The following is a 16,854-nucleotide window of genomic DNA, read 5'->3' on the forward strand; positions in this document are numbered from 1 at the left end:
CTAATTCTTGCTAACCCGCGGCATCAATTGCCGGCGGCCGCTACCTTGTTGGTACCGTCGACCTCGGCCATCAGCGCCTTGTTGGCGCCGGGGAGGTCGGTCTTGGCTGCTGCCAGCCAGGTCTTGTACTGCGCATCGGATACGACGCGGACGGCGATCGGCATGAAGGCATGGTCCTTGCCGCAGAGCTGCGAGCACTGGCCGTAATAGATGCCTTCCTTTTCCGCCTTGAACCACGTCTCGTTGGTGCGGCCGGGAACCGCGTCCATCTTGATGCCGAAGGCCGGAACGGCAAAGGAATGGATCACGTCGGCTGCGGTAACCAGGACGCGCGTCATGGTGTTGACCGGCACGACCAGCTCGTTGTCGACCGCCAGCAGGCGCGGATAGACCTTGCGGTCTTCCTTGCCGATCGCGGCGCGGTCGGCGTCCTGCAGGATGGCCGAGTTGAAGGAGAGCGTGTTCTCGGTCTGGTACTCATAGTCCCAGTTCCACTGATTGCCCGTTACCTTGACGGTCAGCTTGGCCTCTTCCGGCGGCGTGTACTGCGCCGTCAGCAACTGGAACGAGGGAATGGCGATGAACAGCAGGACGACGACCGGCCCGACTGTCCAGATGATCTCGATCAGCGTGTTGTGGCTGGTCTTGGACGGAACCGGGTTTTTGCTGGCGCGGAACCTGAAGATGCACCAGGCGAGAAGCGCCAGAACCAAAGCAGTGATCGGGACGACGAACCACATCGTGTAGTTCCCGAACCACTCGATCTGCCGCATCATGTCTGTCGCCGGCGGCTGAAAAGTCATCTCCCACGGCTGCGGCTGGGCCGCATGGGCGGAGGCACCGGCGAAAAATGCGGCGGCGGCGCCTGCCGTTGCCATCAATTTGGCGCTTGCTGGGAATTTTCTCATCGCCCTCTTCATCTCCCGGTTCCTCGCGATCGCGACGCAAGAATATCGAACAATGCCGGGATGGGAATCCCGGACAGTCCCAAGGGTGGTTCAAACCATACTCTATTTCCCTCCGCAAGAAAGGAGCGGGCGAAACCGTGCGGCATTTTTGCGCGCAAGTGCTGCCGCGCTGTTTCGACGGCCTCGTGGCCCGCGCGGGTCGTCGACAGACAGGCTATGCGGGCTTGTGTCAGGAATGCGCCCGACGGTCGCAATTCGGGCGAATTTGCTAGGGAAAAGCGCATTATTGCGCCTGCCGGGGCTGACCGGCGGTCGCCCTATCCTTTACTTGGCCTTGGCGCGGCTTAAAGTGCCGTGATTCGCAATGGAGCCGTCATGACCTCTTGGCTTTCGAGAAACGCCTGGCATTCGAAGAGCGCCTGGCATTCGAAAAGCGCTTGGCTTTCGAGAAGCGGGGCGAAGGTCGTTTTTCTCGCCGCCCTGATCGGTATCGGCTCGTCCGCAACCGGCGTCGCCAATGCAGCGCAGCCCAGCGGCACGGTCAAGTCAACGCATGGCGCGTGGTCGATCATCTGCGACACGCCGGCCGGCGCCACCTCGGAACAATGCGTGATGATGCAGAACGTCGTTGCCGAGGATCGCCCGGAAATGGGACTGTCCGTCGTCGTCCTGCGCACCGCCGACAACAAGGCCGAGATCCTGCGCGTGCTGGCCCCGCTCGGCGTTCTGCTGCCCAATGGCCTGGGCCTCAATGTCGACGGCAAGGATATTGGCCGCGCCTATTTCGTGCGCTGCTTCCAAGACGGCTGCTATGCCGAGGTCATTCTCGAAAAGCCGCTGCTCGATACGCTGAAGACCGGGACGTCGGCCACCTTCATCGTCTTCCAGACGCCGGAAGAAGGCATCGGCATCCCCGTCGACCTCAAGGGCTTCGCCGACGGTTTTGCCGCCCTGCCCTGAGCTTGATGCTTGCGAAACCGTCTTTCCTCACAATTCCCACGGGTTTGATCTTTGGCTGTGGGGGTCATCATGCGTGCTTGTTCTTTGCTTTTGTCGACCGGTCTAATCCTGACCGGCGCCGTTTCCGTCGCCTTTGCCGAGGATTCCGAAATCATCACGGCGCCCGATCCGGCCGTCATTTTCGAGCTTGCGAAAGGCTATGGCTCGGCCAAGATGGACAAGGACGACGGGGCGATCCGATGGTCTCGGGCCGGCTTCAGGGCATGAAATATGTCATCTACTTCTATGGCTGCGAAAACCATGAGAAGTGCAAGTCGATCCAGTTCTCCTCGGGCTATACCGACCCCTTCACGGCCGACCAGGCCAATGAATGGAACCAGAAATATCGCTGGGTGAAGGCCTTTTCGGGTGACGGGTCGAACTTCAAGATGGATGTCATGTTCAGGGGCGGGGTTACCCGCTCCTACCTGCTGCGGATCGTCATTGCGGATTGTGCAGGCGCGTCTTCGCGCCTACATCGTGGCAACACCATTCCTCCTGTGAGCGGACCTGCCATGAACAGCCTGACCGGCCAATTCGACATTTCAGATGATCGCATCAAGCGGATCGTCGCCGACACACTGAACGGCGCCGACGACGGCGAACTGTTCCTCGAATACAGCGAGAGCGAAGCGCTGATGTTCGACAATGGCAGGCTGAAGACCGCCAATTTCAACACCGACCAGGGTTTTGGCCTGCGCGCCGTGGCCGGCGAGGCCAGCGGCTACGCCCATTCCAGCGATCTTTCGGAGGCGTCGCTGCTGCGCGCCGCCGACGCGGTCTCGACCGTCAAGGGCGGCTATTCCGGCACGCTTGCCGCGGCACCCGCGCGCACCAACCGCCATCTCTATGGCGAGGAGAACCCGATCCCCTCGCCTTCCTTCGAGGTCAAGGCCAAGCTGTTGCAGGAGATCGACGCATGGCTGCGTGCCGAGGACCCGCGCGTGCGCCAGGTGACGGCCTCGCTCGCGGCGTCCTGGCAGCATGTCGAGATCGTGCGCGCCGACGGCCAGATCGTGCGCGACATCCGCCCGCTGGTCCGCATCAACGTTTCCGTCGTCGTCGGCGACGGCGACCGCCAGGAAAGCGGCTCCTATGGCATGGGCGGGCGCAAGGCGTTCGGCGAGTTCCTGGTCGAGGACGCCTGGAAGCATGCTGCCAGGGAGGCCCTCAGGCAGGCGCTGGTCAATCTCGAAGCCATTCCCGCGCCGGCCGGAACGTTCGACATCGTTTTGTCCAGCGGCTGGCCGGGCGTGATGCTGCACGAAGCCGTCGGCCACGGGCTGGAGGGCGACTTCAACCGCAAGAAGACCTCCGCCTTTGCCGGCCTGCTCGGCCAGCAGGTCGCCGCCAAGGGCGTTACCGTGGTCGATGACGGCACCATGCCCGAGCGGCGGGGTTCGCTGACCGTCGACGATGAAGGCACGCCTTCGGCCCGCAATGTGCTGATCGAGGACGGCAAGCTTGTCGGCTACATGCAGGACCGCCAGAACGCCCGGCTGATGGGCATGAAAGCCACGGGAAACGGCCGGCGCGAAGGCTATGCGCACCAGCCGATGCCGCGCATGACCAACACCTATATGACGGCAGGCGACATGGAGCCGGACGAGATCATCGCCTCGGTCAAGAACGGCATCTATGCCGTATCCTTCGGCGGCGGCCAGGTCGACATCACCTCGGGCAAGTTCGTGTTCGGCTGCACCGAGGCCTACATGATCGAAAATGGCAAGGTGACGCAGCCGATCAAGGGCGCCATGCTGATCGGCAACGGACCGGACGCCATGCACCGCGTTTCGATGATCGGCAACGACATGAAACTCGACACCGGCATCGGCATGTGCGGCAAGGCCGGACAAGGCGTGCCGGTCGGCGTCGGCCAGCCGCATCTCAGGATGAACCAGATGACCGTCGGCGGCACCAGGGTTTGAGCGAGGAGACGTCGGCGGGCTTGAATAGTTCCCCTCACAGGGATATCTTACCTTTGTCTTACACAAGGGTAATACCGCAATGGGTGCAATAGAAAAGCTTATAACGACCGTCTCGACCAAGGGACAAGTCATCCTGCCCAGCGCTATCCGCAAACGGAGGGACTGGGGCGCGGGCACGCGCCTGCAGGTCGAAGACACACCGGACGGTGTACTTTTGAGACCGGCGCCTGCCTTTGCCCCGACACGACCAGAAGATGTCTTTGGTGTCCTGCCGCACAGTGGCAGACCGAAGACCTTGGAGGAGATGGACGCGGCCGTCCTTGCTGAAGCACGGCGGCGCCATGCTCGCGATTGATACCAACGTTGTCGTCAGGTATCTGACGAACGACGATCCCGAGCAGTCCCCGCGAGCCCGGCGGCTGATCGACGGTCAGCCCGTTTTCGTCGCCGTCACGGTGATCCTGGAGGCTGAGTGGGTGCTGCGCAGCGGCTATGGTTATGATCAGGCCTCGATCGTCAATGCACTGCGGGTGTTCGGCGGGCTTCCCACTGTCGAGATAGAGGATGCTGCTATCGTCTCTTCCGCGGTCGATCTAGCCGAGACGGGAATGGATTTCGCCGATGCGCTCCATCTGGGCAAGTCCTCGCACTGCTCAGCATTTGTGTCCTTCGACCGTAAGTTCATCAAGGCCGCACAAGCGGCAGGGTACGAAAGCGTTCGCGAAGGCTAGTTTGCCCGCCGGCTACGTCTTGCGGGGGGCGGCAAACTCAAGCACGGCCTTGTGAAAATCGGCGGATTAACGTCGCCGTTTCGGCTTCTCCAGCAGCGCCACGGCCTCGACATGCGGCGACCACAGGAACTGGTCGATCGGCGTGACGCTCTTCAAGATGTAGCCGCCGTCGATCAGGATGCGCAGGTCGCGTGCCAGCGTCACCGGATTGCAGGAGACGGCGGCGACGAACGGCACATCCGAGCGGCCGATCTGCTTCGACTGGTCCTCGGCGCCGGCGCGCGGCGGGTCGAAGACGACGCCATCGAAAGCATTCAGTTCCTTGAACGTCAGCGGCCGCCGGAACAGGTCGCGGCGTTCGCCGGTTACCCGCTTCAGGCCGGTGGCGAAGCGCGATCCGCGGTCGAGCGCCGAAAGGGCTGCCGCGTCGCCTTCGACCGCGTGGACTTCGGATTTGGCCGCCAGCCGAAGCGCAAAGCTGCCGCAGCCGGCGAAAAGATCCGCGACTTTCCTGGCACGCTTCAGATGTCCGCCAACGAGATCGGCCATCGTCTGTTCGGCGGCTTGCGTTGCCTGCAGGAAGGCGCCAGGCGGTATGGCGACAGCGACGGTGCCGAACATGACCACCGGCTTTTTCGGCTCGATGACAATCTCGTCGTCGATCGAAAGCCGGGCAAAGCCATTGGCCATGATGAAGTTGGAGGCGACCCGGCGCTGGTTCTCGCCCAGCTTGCCCGACTCATAGACAGCGACGTCAAGCCCCGAGCCCGTCACAGTGACCGCCATCCGGAACGATTTGGTGGTGGCGCAAACCAGGTCGGCGACCGACCTCAAGCGATCGAGCGCGGCAACGATCTCCGGCAGCGAGATCGGACATTCCTCGATGGGGATGATTTCCGGCGACAGATGGCGATGGAAGCCAAGCAGCATGCCTGTGTCGGCGCGCCTGGCGGCAAGCACGACGCGGCGGCGTGTGTGTGGCGCACACGGCACCAGGGCGCCGATGTCGCCGGCAATGCCTTTCAAGGCATGCACGACCTTGTCGCGTTTCCATTGCTGGTAAGCGTCGGCTTGCAGATGCTGGACGGCGCAGCCGCCACATTCGGTGAAATGCCGGCAGGCCGGATCGATACGCAGCGGCGACGTCTCCAATACCGCCATCAGCATGGCGCGATCCCTCTCGCGCGCGGCGGTGACGGTCTCGCCGGGCAGGGTGAAGGGAATGAACAGCTCGCCGGTTTCCGTCTCGGCGACGCCGTCGCCCTGCGAACCCAGTCTCTTGATGGTGAAGCCCGTGCTCATCGGTCCTTGGTCCCGGCATCCTTGGTCCCGGCATCCTTGATCCCGGCAAGCAGGAATTCGCGGTTGCCGTCCCCGCCTTCGATCGGCGACATGTGCAAGCCCAATGTACGCCAGCCAGGGACGCCTTCGAGCCATTCCTGCAGCAAGCCGGCCACACGGGCGGCGTCATAAGGGTCTTTCAAAAGACCGCCCTTGCCGATCGCCTCGCGGCCGGCCTCGAATTGCGGCTTGACCAGAAACACCGCACGAGCGCCGTCCCGTGCCAATGCCAACGCCGGTGGCATCGCCAGTTTCAACGAGATGAAGCTTACATCGGAGACGATGAAATCGGGGATACGGCCGCCGAGATCGGCAGCCGCGAGCTCGCGAGCGTTGAGGCCCTCGATCACGGTGACGCGCGGGTCGGACGAGACACCGGGATGCATCTGGCCGTGGCCGACATCGATGGCAGTGACATGGGCCGCGCCGCGTTCGAGCAGCACCTGGGTGAAGCCGCCTGTCGAGGCGCCGATATCGAGGGCTTCACTGCCCGCGGGATCGAGACTGAAATGGTCGAGCCCGGCGATCAGCTTCAGCGCCGCGCGTGAGACATAACCCTGCGCCGGGTCGTCGATGACGATGAGACAGTGCGGCAGAACCGTCTGGCCGGGCTTGCGGGCGACCACGCCGTCGACCGTCACGGTGCCGCGCTCGACCGCGTCGCGGGCGCGCGAGCGGCTCGCAAACAGGCCGCGCTGGACGAGCAATTCGTCGAGCCGCTGGCGTGTGCTGGCTGGCAGAGGGGAGTTCATCGGCCTTCATGGCGAAAGCCGGCCGCGAAGGCAAGGACATTGGCATAGGAGGACGTCGAGACCCGGGCCGCAAGCCAGTCCGCCCGGTTGAATAGCGCAGCCAGTCCGGCAAGATGTAGAGGCTCAGGCAATGCGGAGGAAGACGAATGCTGACGGGAACCTGCCATTGCGGCGCCGCCCACTGGACCCTGGAAGGCGATCCCGGCCCGATCACGGCCTGCAATTGCACGCTTTGCCGCCGCTATGGCACACTCTGGGCCTATGACTTTGTCGACGAGCGTATCCGGCTTGTGGGGCCTGTGCAGTCCTACACCCGCGCTGGCAAGGAGACGCCGTCGCTGGAAATACTGTTTTGCCCGACATGTGCCTGTGTGCTTGCCTGGCGCGGTTTGCGCCGCAGCGACAGCGGCCGCACGCGGATCGCCGTCAATGTCAGGCTGGCACCGCCGGAGGCGGTCGCCGACCTGCCGATCGACCATTTCGACGGGCTGGACACTTATGACGACCTGCCGCGCGATGGGCGCTGCGTGCGCGATATGTGGTTTTAGAAGATCGTCCGTGAGACCTGCCGTTCAACGGCCGGCATCAGGCCGTCGCTTCCGTCATCTGAAGCCTGCTTGCGCGGGCGCTCGACAGCAACGACTGGTGCGTCCGGCACGACGACAAGCTGCGGCACCTGCTTGTAGGAAAAAGCGCCCCTGATATCGCCCATCTTGCGGGCGACGATGCCTGCCACCGCCTGTTCGAGCTTGCTGTCATAGCGCGTCTCGGCCATGGCCGGCGCGGCGATGACGGCCAAAAGGGCCGCGCCGCACAGAAGCGTTCGCATTGTTTTTAACTCCCTGCCTGGAGGCAGTTCTAGCAGGGCGGCGTTGAAAAACGGCCAAAAGAGACGGTAAGCGAAACGCCAAAGAGAAGCGTTAACAAAGTGTCAGGCTTGCACAGGCAACTGCTTCAGCTGCGTGAGGTTTGATTCAGGCGCGCTGCGCGCGCGCGGAATGGCCGAGCGCGACGAACACGGTGCGCACGATGCCGGCCGCGTCGAGCCCGGCATCGGCATACATTTTTTCCGGCTTGGCGTGGTCGGCGAACTCGTCCGGCAGCACCAGCGGCCGAACTTTCAGACCGCTTTCCAGCAAGCCTTCATGGGCGAGGAACTGCAGCACGTGGCTGGCGAAACCGCCGACAGCCCCCTCTTCCACCGTCACCAGCACTTCGTGCGAGCGGGCGAGACGGCGGATCAAATCCTCGTCCAGCGGCTTGGCGAAACGGGCGTCCGCAACCGTCGTCGAAAGCCCTGCCGCGCCGAGTTCCTCGGCCGCCAGCAGACAGTCCTGCAGTCTTGTGCCAAAGGACAGAAGCGCCACCTTGGTGCCTTCCCTGACGATGCGGCCCTTGCCAATTTCGAGCACCGAGCCGCGCTCCGGCATGTCGACGCCGACGCCATTGCCGCGCGGATAGCGGAAGGCGATCGGGCCTTCGTCATAATAGGCGGCGGTGCGCACCATGTGGCGAAGCTCCGCCTCGTCGGCGGCCGCCATCACCACGAAGCCCGGCAGCGTCGCCAGGAAGGTGGTGTCGAAGGCGCCGCAATGAGTGGCGCCGTCGGCGCCGACGAAACCGGCGCGGTCGATCGGGAAACGCACCGGCAGTTTCTGGATCGCCACATCATGGACGACCTGATCGTAGGCGCGCTGCAGGAAGGTCGAATAGATGGCGGCGAAGGGCTTGTAGCCCTCGCTGGCGAGGCCGGCGGCGAAGGTCACGGCATGTTGCTCGGCAATGCCGACATCGAAGGTCCGGGTCGGAAACGCTTCGCCGAACAAATCGAGGCCGGTGCCGTTCGGCATGGCGGCGGTGACGGCGACGATACGGTCGTCCAGGCGGGCTTCCTGGACCAGGCTTTCGGCAAACACCTTGGTGTAGGCCGGCGCATTGGCCGGGGCCTTGGTCTGCGCGCCGGTGATGACGTCGAACTTGTTCACGCCATGATATTTGTCGGCCGCAGCCTCGGCCGGCGCGTAGCCCTTGCCCTTCTGGGTCACGACATGGATCAGCACCGGACCGTCGGCATGGTCGCGGACGTTCTTCAGCACCGGGATCAGATGCTCGAGATTGTGGCCGTCGATCGGGCCGATATGGTAGAAGCCAAGCTCCTCGAACAGCGTGCCGCCGGTGACGTAGCCGCGCGCATGCTCGACCGCCCGCTTGATGGCGCGATCGGCACGCTTGCCGAGATAGGAGGTCAGTTTCTTGCCGAAGTCGCGCAGGCCAAGATAGGTCTTGCCAGAGGCAAGCCGCGCCAGATAGGCGCTCATGGCGCCGGTCGGCGGCGCGATCGACATGTCGTTGTCGTTGAGAATGACGATCAGGCGAGCATCGAGCGCGCCGGCATTGTTCATGGCTTCATAGGCCATGCCGGCAGACATGGCGCCGTCGCCAATGACGGCAATGACATTGTTGTGGCCGCCGGAGAGGTCGCGCGCCATGGCCATGCCGAGGCCAGCGGAAATGGAGGTCGAGGAGTGCGCGGCGCCGAACGGGTCGTATTCGCTCTCGGCGCGACGGGTGAAGCCGGACAGGCCGCCCTCCTGGCGCAGCGTGCGGATGCGGTCGCGGCGGCCGGTCAGGATCTTGTGCGGATAGGCCTGGTGGCCGACATCCCAGATCACGCGGTCTTCCGGCGTGTTGAAGACATAGTGCAGCGCCACCGTCAGTTCGACGACACCGAGGCCGGCGCCGAGATGCCCGCCCGTATGCGAGACGGCATCGATCAGCTCGGCGCGCAGCTCCGAGGCCAGCTGCGGCAGCTCGCTTTCGTCAAGCTTCTTCAGGTCGGCTGGAATGCGGACCTTGTCGAGAAGCGGCGTATGCAGCGTTGCGTTCACTGGTAAAGGGCCTGCTCAGCTATGATGCGCGTCGATCATGGCGAAATATGCCTGCGTCGCCGGAATGTAAATGCGTGTCAGTGACGCGGGTGATGCTGACGTTAATTGTCCGGTAACGGAATGAACTCTTCCTCGTCTCCGGGAACGATATCGAAGCGGCCCGTCTTCCATTCCTGCTTGGCCTGTTCGATGCGTTCCTTCGACGACGAGACGAAGTTCCACCAGATGTGGCGCGGGGAGCCGAGCGAAGCGCCGCCGAAGAGCATGAAATGGGCGCCGCGCTCGGACGACACGACGATCTCGTCGCCAGGCCGGAACACCAGCAGCCGTTCGGCCGGAAAACGGTCGCCCGAGATTGAGACATCGCCGTCCAGCGTGTAGATGGCGCGTTCCTCGGCGTCGGCGGGAATTTTGACGCTGGCGCCGGGCGCCAGCCTCAGATCGGCGTAGAGCGTCTCGGTGTCGGCTCTTACCGGCGAGCGCAGTCCCTGGAAATCGCCGATCACCACGCGGCCGGAAACACCTTCGGCGTCGATCTCGGGCAGAAGGAGCGCGGCCGTGTTCTCGAACACCGGCGCCACTTCCTCCTTGCCGTCGGGCAAAGCCAGCCATGTCTGCAGGCCGGAGACCGACATCGGCGCGCCGCGCAGTTCTTCGGGCGTGCGCTCGGAATGGACAATGCCGCGGCCGGCGGTCATCAAATTCACGTCGCCGGGCTGGATGACCATCTCGGTGCCGAGCGAATCGCGGTGCCTGATATTGCCGTCGAACAGATAGGTGACGGTGGAAAGCCCGATATGCGGGTGCGGGCGCACATCCATCGCCTGGCCGGCGCGCAAGATCGCCGGCCCCATGCGGTCGAAGAAGATGAAGGGACCGACCAGCCGCCGCTTTGCCGTCGGCAGAGCGCGGCGAACCTGGAAGCCGCCAATATCCTTGGCGTTTGGAATGACCATGAGCTCGATCTGGTCGCTGGCGAAGGCATCGCCAGGCTCAGGGTCCTTGCCGGGGAAGAAACTCATCTGGATGTCCTCAGGCGAAGCGGAGCGCCGATTTGGCTTTTGCCTTGGCCGCCACCTCTTCGCGATTGCGCGGATGATGCGTGGTTTCCAGCGAATGCAGCAATTCATGCGCCGATTCGGCGATCGCCTCGACGGCACGGTCGAAGGCCGCCTGGTTGCGCTGCGAGGGCCGCGTCGTTCCGCTCAGTTTGCGCACGAATTGAAGGGCGGCGTCGCGGATCTCGTCATGGGTCGCCGGCGGCTCGAAATTGAACAGGGTCTTGATGTTTCTGCACATGCTTGAACTCCTATCTGCTTTATGCCCGCCCCATTCCACTACTCCGCGTCGAGCGGCTCCGTTCCCACCGGTTTGCCATCACGCGACAGCCTGATCTTCTCGACCTTGTCTTCGGCCGCCTTCAGCAGCCGGTCGCAATGGGCCTTCAGCGCCTCGCCGCGCTCATAGATCTTGATCGACTGGTCGAGCGGCACGTCGCCGCGTTCGAGATCATCGACGATCTTCTCCAGCGCGTCGAGTGCCTGCTCGAAGCTCATCGCCTTGACGTCTTCATTTGCTTCGCCAGCCATACTTTACCCCTTCATCAGCCGCCCGACATGGGCGGCCACCGAAAATGCCAGTCCTTGCAGATCGTAGCCGCCCTCGAGCAGGCTGACGAGCCGGTTGCCGCTGTGGCGCCCGGCGCGTTCCAGCAACTGGCCTGTCGCCCAGTCGAAATCGTCCTCGCTGAGGTTGATCTCGGCCAGCGGGTCGCGATGGTGAGCGTCGAAGCCTGCGGAAATTATGATCAGATCGGGCGCGAAATTGTCGAGCGCCGGCAGGACGCGCGACAGCAAGGCATCGCGAAACATGTCCGAGCCGGTCTGCGGCGCCAGAGGGGCGTTGACGATGTTGCCGGCGCCGGTTTCGGTCTTGGCGCCAGTGCCGGGATAGAGCGGCATCTGGTGCGTCGAACAATAGAGCACCGACGGATCATCCCAGAAAATGTCCTGCGTGCCGTTGCCGTGATGCACGTCCCAGTCGACGATGGCGACACGCTCGGCGCCGTGTTTCTTCTGCGCATAGCGGGCCGCGATTGCGGCGGTGTTGAACAGGCAAAAGCCCATCGCCGTGGTCTTTTCGGCATGATGGCCTGGCGGACGTGAGGCGACGAAGGCATTGGCGACGCGGCCCTCGAACACGTCGTCGACAGCGGCGTTGGCGGCACCGATGGCGGTCACCACCGCCTGCCAGCTTTTCGGGCTGGCGCTGGTGTCGGCGTCGATCGAGGCGATGCCGCTCTCAGGGATCGCGGCGCGGACGCGGGCGACGAAATCCTCGGGGTGGGCGTAGAGAATGGTGGCCTCGTCGCCTTGCGGCGCCGTTACCCGATCGAGTGCGGTGAAGGCCTCGTCGTCGAGCACGCGCTCGATAGCGCGCAAGCGGTCCGGCCGCTCCGGATGACCGGGGGGCGTCAGATGTTCGAGGAAGATCGGATGGGTATAGAGCCTGGTGACCATGACCCGATATAGGCGCGCCCGGCCGCTTTGACCATGGTTTGACGCCGCACCGCCCCGACGCTCAACAGGGATTACACCCCGGGCGCGGGCTGCGTCCAGCGCGAGCCGCCGAAGGAAGCCACCGCCTTGTCCCTGAGTTCCCTGAACTTGGACGACGCCTCGGCCAGCCGCTGGTCCCATTCGGCGTTCGGCACCTGGCCTTCGATGGTCTTGAAATAAACCTGCATCAGGCAGGCGATGGCGAAGGGTTCGATGAAAGCCGCCTTGAAGGCCCAGGCAAGGAGGATGGCGAGCACGAAGGCCCAGCCGCCGAGCTGCCCCGGTATGAACCACATGATGGCGGCGGCCGGCGCCAGCATCAAAAGGAAGATGACGAAGGACACACCCCACATGATGACCGCCAGCCAGACGGCGTTCTTGACCATGGTCTTGCCGTTCTGGGCATAGAGCACGACGCCTTGCCGGGCGGTTTCGAACGGTGAGGACGAGTTGATGCGGATATTGTAGCCGAGGATGATCTCGTCGACATAGGTCAGCGACAGGCGGATCACCGTATTGATGAAAGCGACCAGGCCGCCGAGGCCCGGAATGGGCAGGAAGGCGGCGATGCCGCCGATCAGGCCGGTGATGGCGCGGATGGCGCCCTTGACCAGCTGGTCGAGCACGAAAAGGATGTTGGCCTCGGCGAAACGTTCCTTCACCACATCCTTGGCGTAGGCGATCTGGTCCTGGCCATTGGGAATCTCGCGGCCGTCGATCAGATGCACCATGACGGCGATATGGCCGGCCTTGACGACATAGAGGATGTATTCGCGGATCCAGTACAGCGCGATCGAAACGACGCCGATGCCGACGATGCCGCCCCAGAGCGCAAAGGAAAGCGGCCCGTCGGGATCGGTGGAGATATGGCCGACGCCATAGCCGACCGAGGCGCCGCTGCCGGTCGCCACGATATAGGCGAGCGTGATGCCGAAATAGACGATCATGCGAAAGACGATGAATGGCCATGTCCTGATCATGATGGACACCGACCTGCCGATTTCGAAATCCCACATGCGCCCGAATCTCCCCTCAGAGATGGACGGCGAGGATGAACCCGGGCCGGGAATTGTCAATCTCGGCAAATGCCGGGTCTCGGCCGACCAGATTTCAGGCCGGCTGCGGATCCTGCTTTTTAAGCAAGCCTTCAAGCAACTGCTGGAAGGCCGCCACCACGGTCTTCGACGTGGCTTCGGGGTCGTTCGAATTGGCGATGCGCTGTGCCGCCTGGCTGCTGGCGCCGTTGATCAGCCGGGCGGCGGTTTCGGGGTCGACGCCGGGGACGACCACCCCCTCCTGCTGCAGAGCCGTCAGATGATCGGTCATTGAACCGACGCAGGCATTGGCATTCGGCCATTGCGCCGGATCGCCGAGCACAGCCGGACCGTCGCGAAACATGATGCGCTGGATTTCCGGCTCCAGCGCCATCTCGATATAGGTCGTGCATTCGTCGACGAAACGCTGCCAGCGGCTTGGCGCCCGCGACGCAATCTCATGGATGCGGACGGCCATCTCGCCATCGATTTCGGCGATGACAGCCTGCAGCAGGCCCTTCTTGTCGCCGAAATGATGGTAGAGCGCGCCGCGGGTCAGCCCGGCCGAGGCGGTGAAGTCGTCCATCGACGCGTCGGCATAGCCGATCGTGCCGAAAGCGTGGCGGGCCGCCGTGATCAGCTTGGCGCGCGTTTCGGCAATCATCTCCTTGCGGGGTCTGTGCATGGTTCTGGCCTTATTCACATACGCTTCGTATGCCAATTGACATACGCGGCGTATCGACTACCTATATTCATACGCACCGTATGTAATTGTCGAATTGGCCTTTGTCGAGGAACCAGCCATGCAAAACCCATACTCGGAAATCTTTCGTGCCCCTGGAGCCAAGGGGTTTGCCGCCGCGGGCTTCCTCGCGCGGCTGCCGATCGCCATGGCGCCGATCGGCATCGTGGCCATGCTGTCGCAGACACGTGGCGAATACTGGCTGGCGGGAGCTGTCTCGGCGACGTTCGCGCTGAGCAACGCTTTCGTGGCGCCGCAGATATCACGGCTGGTCGATCGCCTCGGCCAGACGCGGATCGTGATTCCGACCACCATCCTCACCGTGCTCGCCTTCGCGGTGCTGATTGCCGCAGCCAATCAGGACTGGCCGGTGTGGACGCTGTTTGTGTCGGCACTGGCGGCCGCCGCCATGCCCAGCATGCCGGCGATGGTGCGCGCGCGCTGGACCGAGATTTTTCGCGGCCGGCCGCAGATGAACACCGCATTCGCCTTCGAATCGGCGGCGGACGAACTCGTCTACATTGCAGGCGCATCGCTGTCGGTGGGCTTGAGTGCCGCTCTGTTCCCGGAAGCCGGTGTCCTGGTCAGCACGCTATTCCTCGCCCTTGGCTCGGCAGCCTTCATCCTGCAGCGTTCGACCGAACCACAAGTGCGGCCGGTGAATCATGTCTCGAGCGGCTCGGCAATCCGGCTCAGGCCGGTGCAGATCATCACCTTCGCCCTGATCTTCGTCGGCGCCACCTTCGCGACGACGGAAGTGAGCACGGTGGCGATCACCAAGGAACTCGGCCAGCCGGGCGCCGCCAGCCTCGTCATCGGCGTCTATGCGCTGGGATCGTTCGTGCTCGGCCTCGTCGTCGGTGCGCTCAACCTGAAAGCGCCGCTGCAGCGCCAGTTGGCCCTCGCGGTCGCCCTCGTTGCGCTCGGCACATTGCTGCCGCTCACCGCCGACACGGTGCCGCTGCTGGCGCTGACCGTTTTCATCAGCGGCGTGGCGATCTCGCCAACCTTCATCACCGCCTTCGGCCTGATCGAACGCCACGTGCCGGAAGCGATGCTGACCGAAGGCATCACCTGGGTGATGACCGGCATCGGCATCGGCATGGCGCTGGGTTCGTTTGCCGCCGGCGCGGTGGTGGATGAGTTCGGCGCCAGGAACGGGTTCTGGGTCTCGGTGGTTTCAGGCACTATCGCACTGGTCACGGTGTTGGTGGGCCAGCGCAGCCTGGCCACCCGCGCCTGCGAGCTGGACGGCTGCGGTGCAGCCGCCGTTCCCGCGGAATAAACGCACAAGCGTCCGGTCGGGAACGCGGATCGGACGCAGCTTCTCCAAAGGAGCGCGGCTCCCTACGACTGTTCAAGCCTCTTGCGGATCTCGTTTCCATCGAGAACGACAACAGGACTTCCCAGTGTCTCAACCATATCCGGGTTCAGATGGGGTATGGTTTCAGCGCGCCCGACCATCGGCGGACATTCTCCGGCGCAATACACGACCGAGCTGGTGACACGCAGGATTTTCCACAGCGCTTCGTAGAGGCGCGGATCGTCGGGCGGCCGCGCGACGGTGAAGCCTGAACATCGCGAGGCATCGCCGGGGTCGAAATTGAGATAGAGGTCGGCCGACGACGCATCGTCATAGGCGACGACCCAGCAGGTGAATTCAGGTTCACGCCTGGTGACGAACGGCGCGAAGGCATCCTCGACGATCGATGTGGGGAAGTAGCTCTCTTCGCCATCTTCAAAGCAATTGAGATAGGCCTCGAAGCTCATCCGACCGCCCCCTGTCCCCTAGAAAATCTCGGTCTTGGCGATATGAATGCCAAAGCCCTCAAGCCCGACATAGTGGCGTTCGCGCGAGGCGATCAAATTGATCGAGGAGATGCCGAGATCCTTGAGAATCTGCGCGCCGAGGCCGATTTCTCGCCACTCGTTCTCACGGCGGCGGGCCTCTTCGTGGTCCTCACGGTCGGCACTCATCGGCCGGTTGCGCTCCTGATGGGCGACGCCGACCGAACCCTCTCGGAGGTAAACGATGACGCCGCGCTTGCGTTCGCCCATCGCCTTCATAATGGCGTCGAGCCGGTGGCTGGTGCCGAACACGTCGGTCACCACATCCTCCGAATGCAGCCGCACCGGCACGTCCTCGCCGTCACGGATGTCGCCGAAAACGACCGCGACATGGTGCATGGAATCCCAGGGCAGCGTGTAGGTAAGACCTGTGCCTTGCCGCCGAGTGTGTCGATTTCGGAGCAGGCGACGCGTNCAGCGTGTAGGTAAAGACCTGTGCCTTGCCGCCGAGTGTGTCGATTTCGGAGCAGGCGACGCGTTCGACCAGCGTTTCCTTGCGCTGCCGGTAGGCGATGAGGTCGGCGACCGAGACCTGCTTGAGGCCGTGTTCCTCGGCAAAGCTCGCAACCTGCGGGCCGCGCTTGACGGTGCCGTCGTCATTGACCAGCTCCGAGATCACGCCAACCGGCGGCAGGCCGGCAAGTCTGCACAGGTCGACGGCGGCTTCGGTATGGCCCGAACGCATCAGCACGCCGCCTTCCCTCGCGATCAGTGGAAAAATGTGGCCGGGCCGCACGAAATCCGAACCGCCGACATTGCCGTTGGCCAGGTTGCGCACGGTCAGCGTGCGGTCCTCGGCCGAAATGCCGGTGGTGGTGCCATGCTTGAAATCGACGCTGACGGTAAAGGCCGTGGTGTGGGCGGAATCATTGTCGGCGACCATCGGCTGCAGATTGAGCCGCTTGGCCTCCTCGCGCGGCATCGGCGTGCAGACGATGCCGGAGGTGTGACGGATGATGAAGGCCATTTTCTCCGGGCTGCAATGCACGGCGGCAACGATCAGGTCGCCCTCGTTCTCACGCCCGTCATCGTCCATGACGACGACGATCTCGCCGCGCTCGAAGGCGCGGATGGCTTCGACGATTTTCTTCTGATCGTATGGCATTGGCTCGCTTCGCTCGCAGG

At 63.6% G+C, this 16,854-nt stretch carries 19 protein-coding genes and 1 pseudogene; 7 read left to right on the top strand and 13 right to left on the bottom strand.

From position 1 onward, the window contains the following. Positions 1-23: 23 nt before the first annotated feature. Positions 24-908, bottom strand: a complete 885-nt coding sequence (coxB, locus tag X730_RS138225) for a cytochrome c oxidase subunit II (RefSeq protein WP_023687148.1) — start codon at positions 906-908, stop codon at positions 24-26. Between the two features lie 375 nt (positions 909-1,283). Here coxB and X730_RS138220 point away from each other — a divergent pair, with 375 nt between their 5' ends. The 5 genes from X730_RS138220 to X730_RS138205 all read left to right on the top strand — a co-directional run bounded on the left by X730_RS138220 (position 1,284) and on the right by X730_RS138205 (position 4,566). Further along, positions 1,284-1,868, top strand: coding sequence for an invasion associated locus B family protein (locus tag X730_RS138220; RefSeq protein WP_023668422.1), 585 nt, complete (start codon positions 1,284-1,286; stop codon positions 1,866-1,868). A gap of 69 nt (positions 1,869-1,937) precedes the next feature. Then, complete coding sequence (locus X730_RS1000000168320; RefSeq protein ID WP_155923284.1) at positions 1,938-2,135, top strand: hypothetical protein; 198 nt, start codon at positions 1,938-1,940, stop codon at positions 2,133-2,135. Further along, positions 2,132-3,835 carry a metalloprotease TldD gene (gene tldD, locus X730_RS138210; protein ID WP_023827470.1) on the top strand — a complete coding sequence of 568 codons (1,704 nt, stop codon included), beginning with the start codon at positions 2,132-2,134 and terminating at the stop codon, positions 3,833-3,835. Before X730_RS1000000168320 ends, tldD begins: the two co-directional genes overlap by 4 nt. A gap of 79 nt (positions 3,836-3,914) precedes the next feature. After that, entirely contained in the window at positions 3,915-4,190 is a 276-nt protein-coding gene (locus tag X730_RS1000000166855) for an AbrB/MazE/SpoVT family DNA-binding domain-containing protein (RefSeq protein WP_081725433.1), read from the top strand. Beyond that, positions 4,177-4,566 (top strand): type II toxin-antitoxin system VapC family toxin, encoded by a 390-nt coding sequence (locus X730_RS138205; protein WP_023692077.1) that lies wholly within the window; start codon positions 4,177-4,179, stop codon positions 4,564-4,566. The genes X730_RS1000000166855 and X730_RS138205 overlap by 14 nt, the downstream gene beginning before the upstream one ends. Positions 4,567-4,632: 66 nt before the next feature. On the opposite strand, the gene X730_RS138200 is transcribed toward X730_RS138205, so the two are convergent. Beyond that, the gene (locus X730_RS138200) at positions 4,633-5,868 is read right to left on the bottom strand and encodes a class I SAM-dependent RNA methyltransferase (protein WP_023827471.1); all 1,236 of its coding nucleotides are present in this window, start codon (positions 5,866-5,868) and stop codon (positions 4,633-4,635) included. Next, on the bottom strand, positions 5,865-6,659 hold the full coding sequence (locus X730_RS138195) for a TlyA family RNA methyltransferase (protein WP_023702017.1): 795 nt from the start codon (positions 6,657-6,659) through the stop codon (positions 5,865-5,867). The genes X730_RS138200 and X730_RS138195 overlap by 4 nt, the downstream gene beginning before the upstream one ends. 146 nt (positions 6,660-6,805) lie before the next feature. Here X730_RS138195 and X730_RS138190 point away from each other — a divergent pair, with 146 nt between their 5' ends. After that, entirely contained in the window at positions 6,806-7,207 is a 402-nt protein-coding gene (locus X730_RS138190; RefSeq protein WP_023692079.1) for a GFA family protein, read from the top strand. Here X730_RS138190 and X730_RS138185 read toward each other — a convergent pair. The 8 genes from X730_RS138185 to X730_RS138150 all read right to left on the bottom strand — a co-directional run bounded on the left by X730_RS138185 (position 7,204) and on the right by X730_RS138150 (position 13,824). Beyond that, positions 7,204-7,488, bottom strand: coding sequence for a hypothetical protein (locus tag X730_RS138185; protein ID WP_031197380.1), 285 nt, complete (start codon positions 7,486-7,488; stop codon positions 7,204-7,206). The two genes, X730_RS138190 and X730_RS138185, sit on opposite strands and share 4 nt — an antisense overlap. Before the next feature lie 145 nt (positions 7,489-7,633). After that, a complete protein-coding gene (gene dxs, locus X730_RS138180) occupies positions 7,634-9,547 on the bottom strand; it encodes a 1-deoxy-D-xylulose-5-phosphate synthase (protein WP_023668430.1) in 1,914 nt (637 codons plus the stop codon). 101 nt (positions 9,548-9,648) lie between these two features. Continuing rightward, positions 9,649-10,569: a pirin family protein gene (locus X730_RS138175; protein WP_023685413.1), complete on the bottom strand. Its 921-nt coding sequence runs from the start codon at positions 10,567-10,569 to the stop codon at positions 9,649-9,651. Between the two features lie 10 nt (positions 10,570-10,579). Next, positions 10,580-10,846, bottom strand: coding sequence for a DUF2277 domain-containing protein (locus X730_RS138170; protein ID WP_023668432.1), 267 nt, complete (start codon positions 10,844-10,846; stop codon positions 10,580-10,582). Positions 10,847-10,884: 38 nt separating this feature from the next. Next, positions 10,885-11,136: an exodeoxyribonuclease VII small subunit gene (locus X730_RS138165; protein ID WP_023668433.1), complete on the bottom strand. Its 252-nt coding sequence runs from the start codon at positions 11,134-11,136 to the stop codon at positions 10,885-10,887. Positions 11,137-11,139: 3 nt separating this feature from the next. Further along, positions 11,140-12,066, bottom strand: coding sequence for a histone deacetylase family protein (locus X730_RS138160; protein WP_023827473.1), 927 nt, complete (start codon positions 12,064-12,066; stop codon positions 11,140-11,142). A gap of 71 nt (positions 12,067-12,137) precedes the next feature. Continuing rightward, complete coding sequence (locus X730_RS138155) at positions 12,138-13,121, bottom strand: hypothetical protein (protein ID WP_023702022.1); 984 nt, start codon at positions 13,119-13,121, stop codon at positions 12,138-12,140. Positions 13,122-13,215: 94 nt separating this feature from the next. Then, positions 13,216-13,824, bottom strand: a complete 609-nt coding sequence (locus tag X730_RS138150) for a TetR/AcrR family transcriptional regulator (protein WP_023827474.1) — start codon at positions 13,822-13,824, stop codon at positions 13,216-13,218. A gap of 118 nt (positions 13,825-13,942) precedes the next feature. On the opposite strand from X730_RS138150, the gene X730_RS138145 reads away from it, so the two are divergent. Further along, positions 13,943-15,166: an MFS transporter gene (locus tag X730_RS138145; protein WP_031197382.1), complete on the top strand. Its 1,224-nt coding sequence runs from the start codon at positions 13,943-13,945 to the stop codon at positions 15,164-15,166. A 62-nt stretch (positions 15,167-15,228) separates the two neighbouring features. Here X730_RS138145 and X730_RS138140 read toward each other — a convergent pair whose 3' ends face one another. Both X730_RS138140 and ribB read right to left on the bottom strand, forming a co-directional pair. Further along, positions 15,229-15,651, bottom strand: coding sequence for a hypothetical protein (locus X730_RS138140; RefSeq protein ID WP_023685408.1), 423 nt, complete (start codon positions 15,649-15,651; stop codon positions 15,229-15,231). A gap of 18 nt (positions 15,652-15,669) precedes the next feature. Continuing rightward, positions 15,670-16,834 (bottom strand): annotated as a pseudogene (gene ribB / locus X730_RS01000000164895) (3,4-dihydroxy-2-butanone-4-phosphate synthase). Positions 16,835-16,854 lie beyond the last annotated feature (20 nt).

Origin of the sequence: Mesorhizobium sp. L103C131B0 (assembly GCF_000502275.1) — a bacterium.
Classification (GTDB): Bacteria; Pseudomonadota; Alphaproteobacteria; order Rhizobiales; family Rhizobiaceae; genus Mesorhizobium.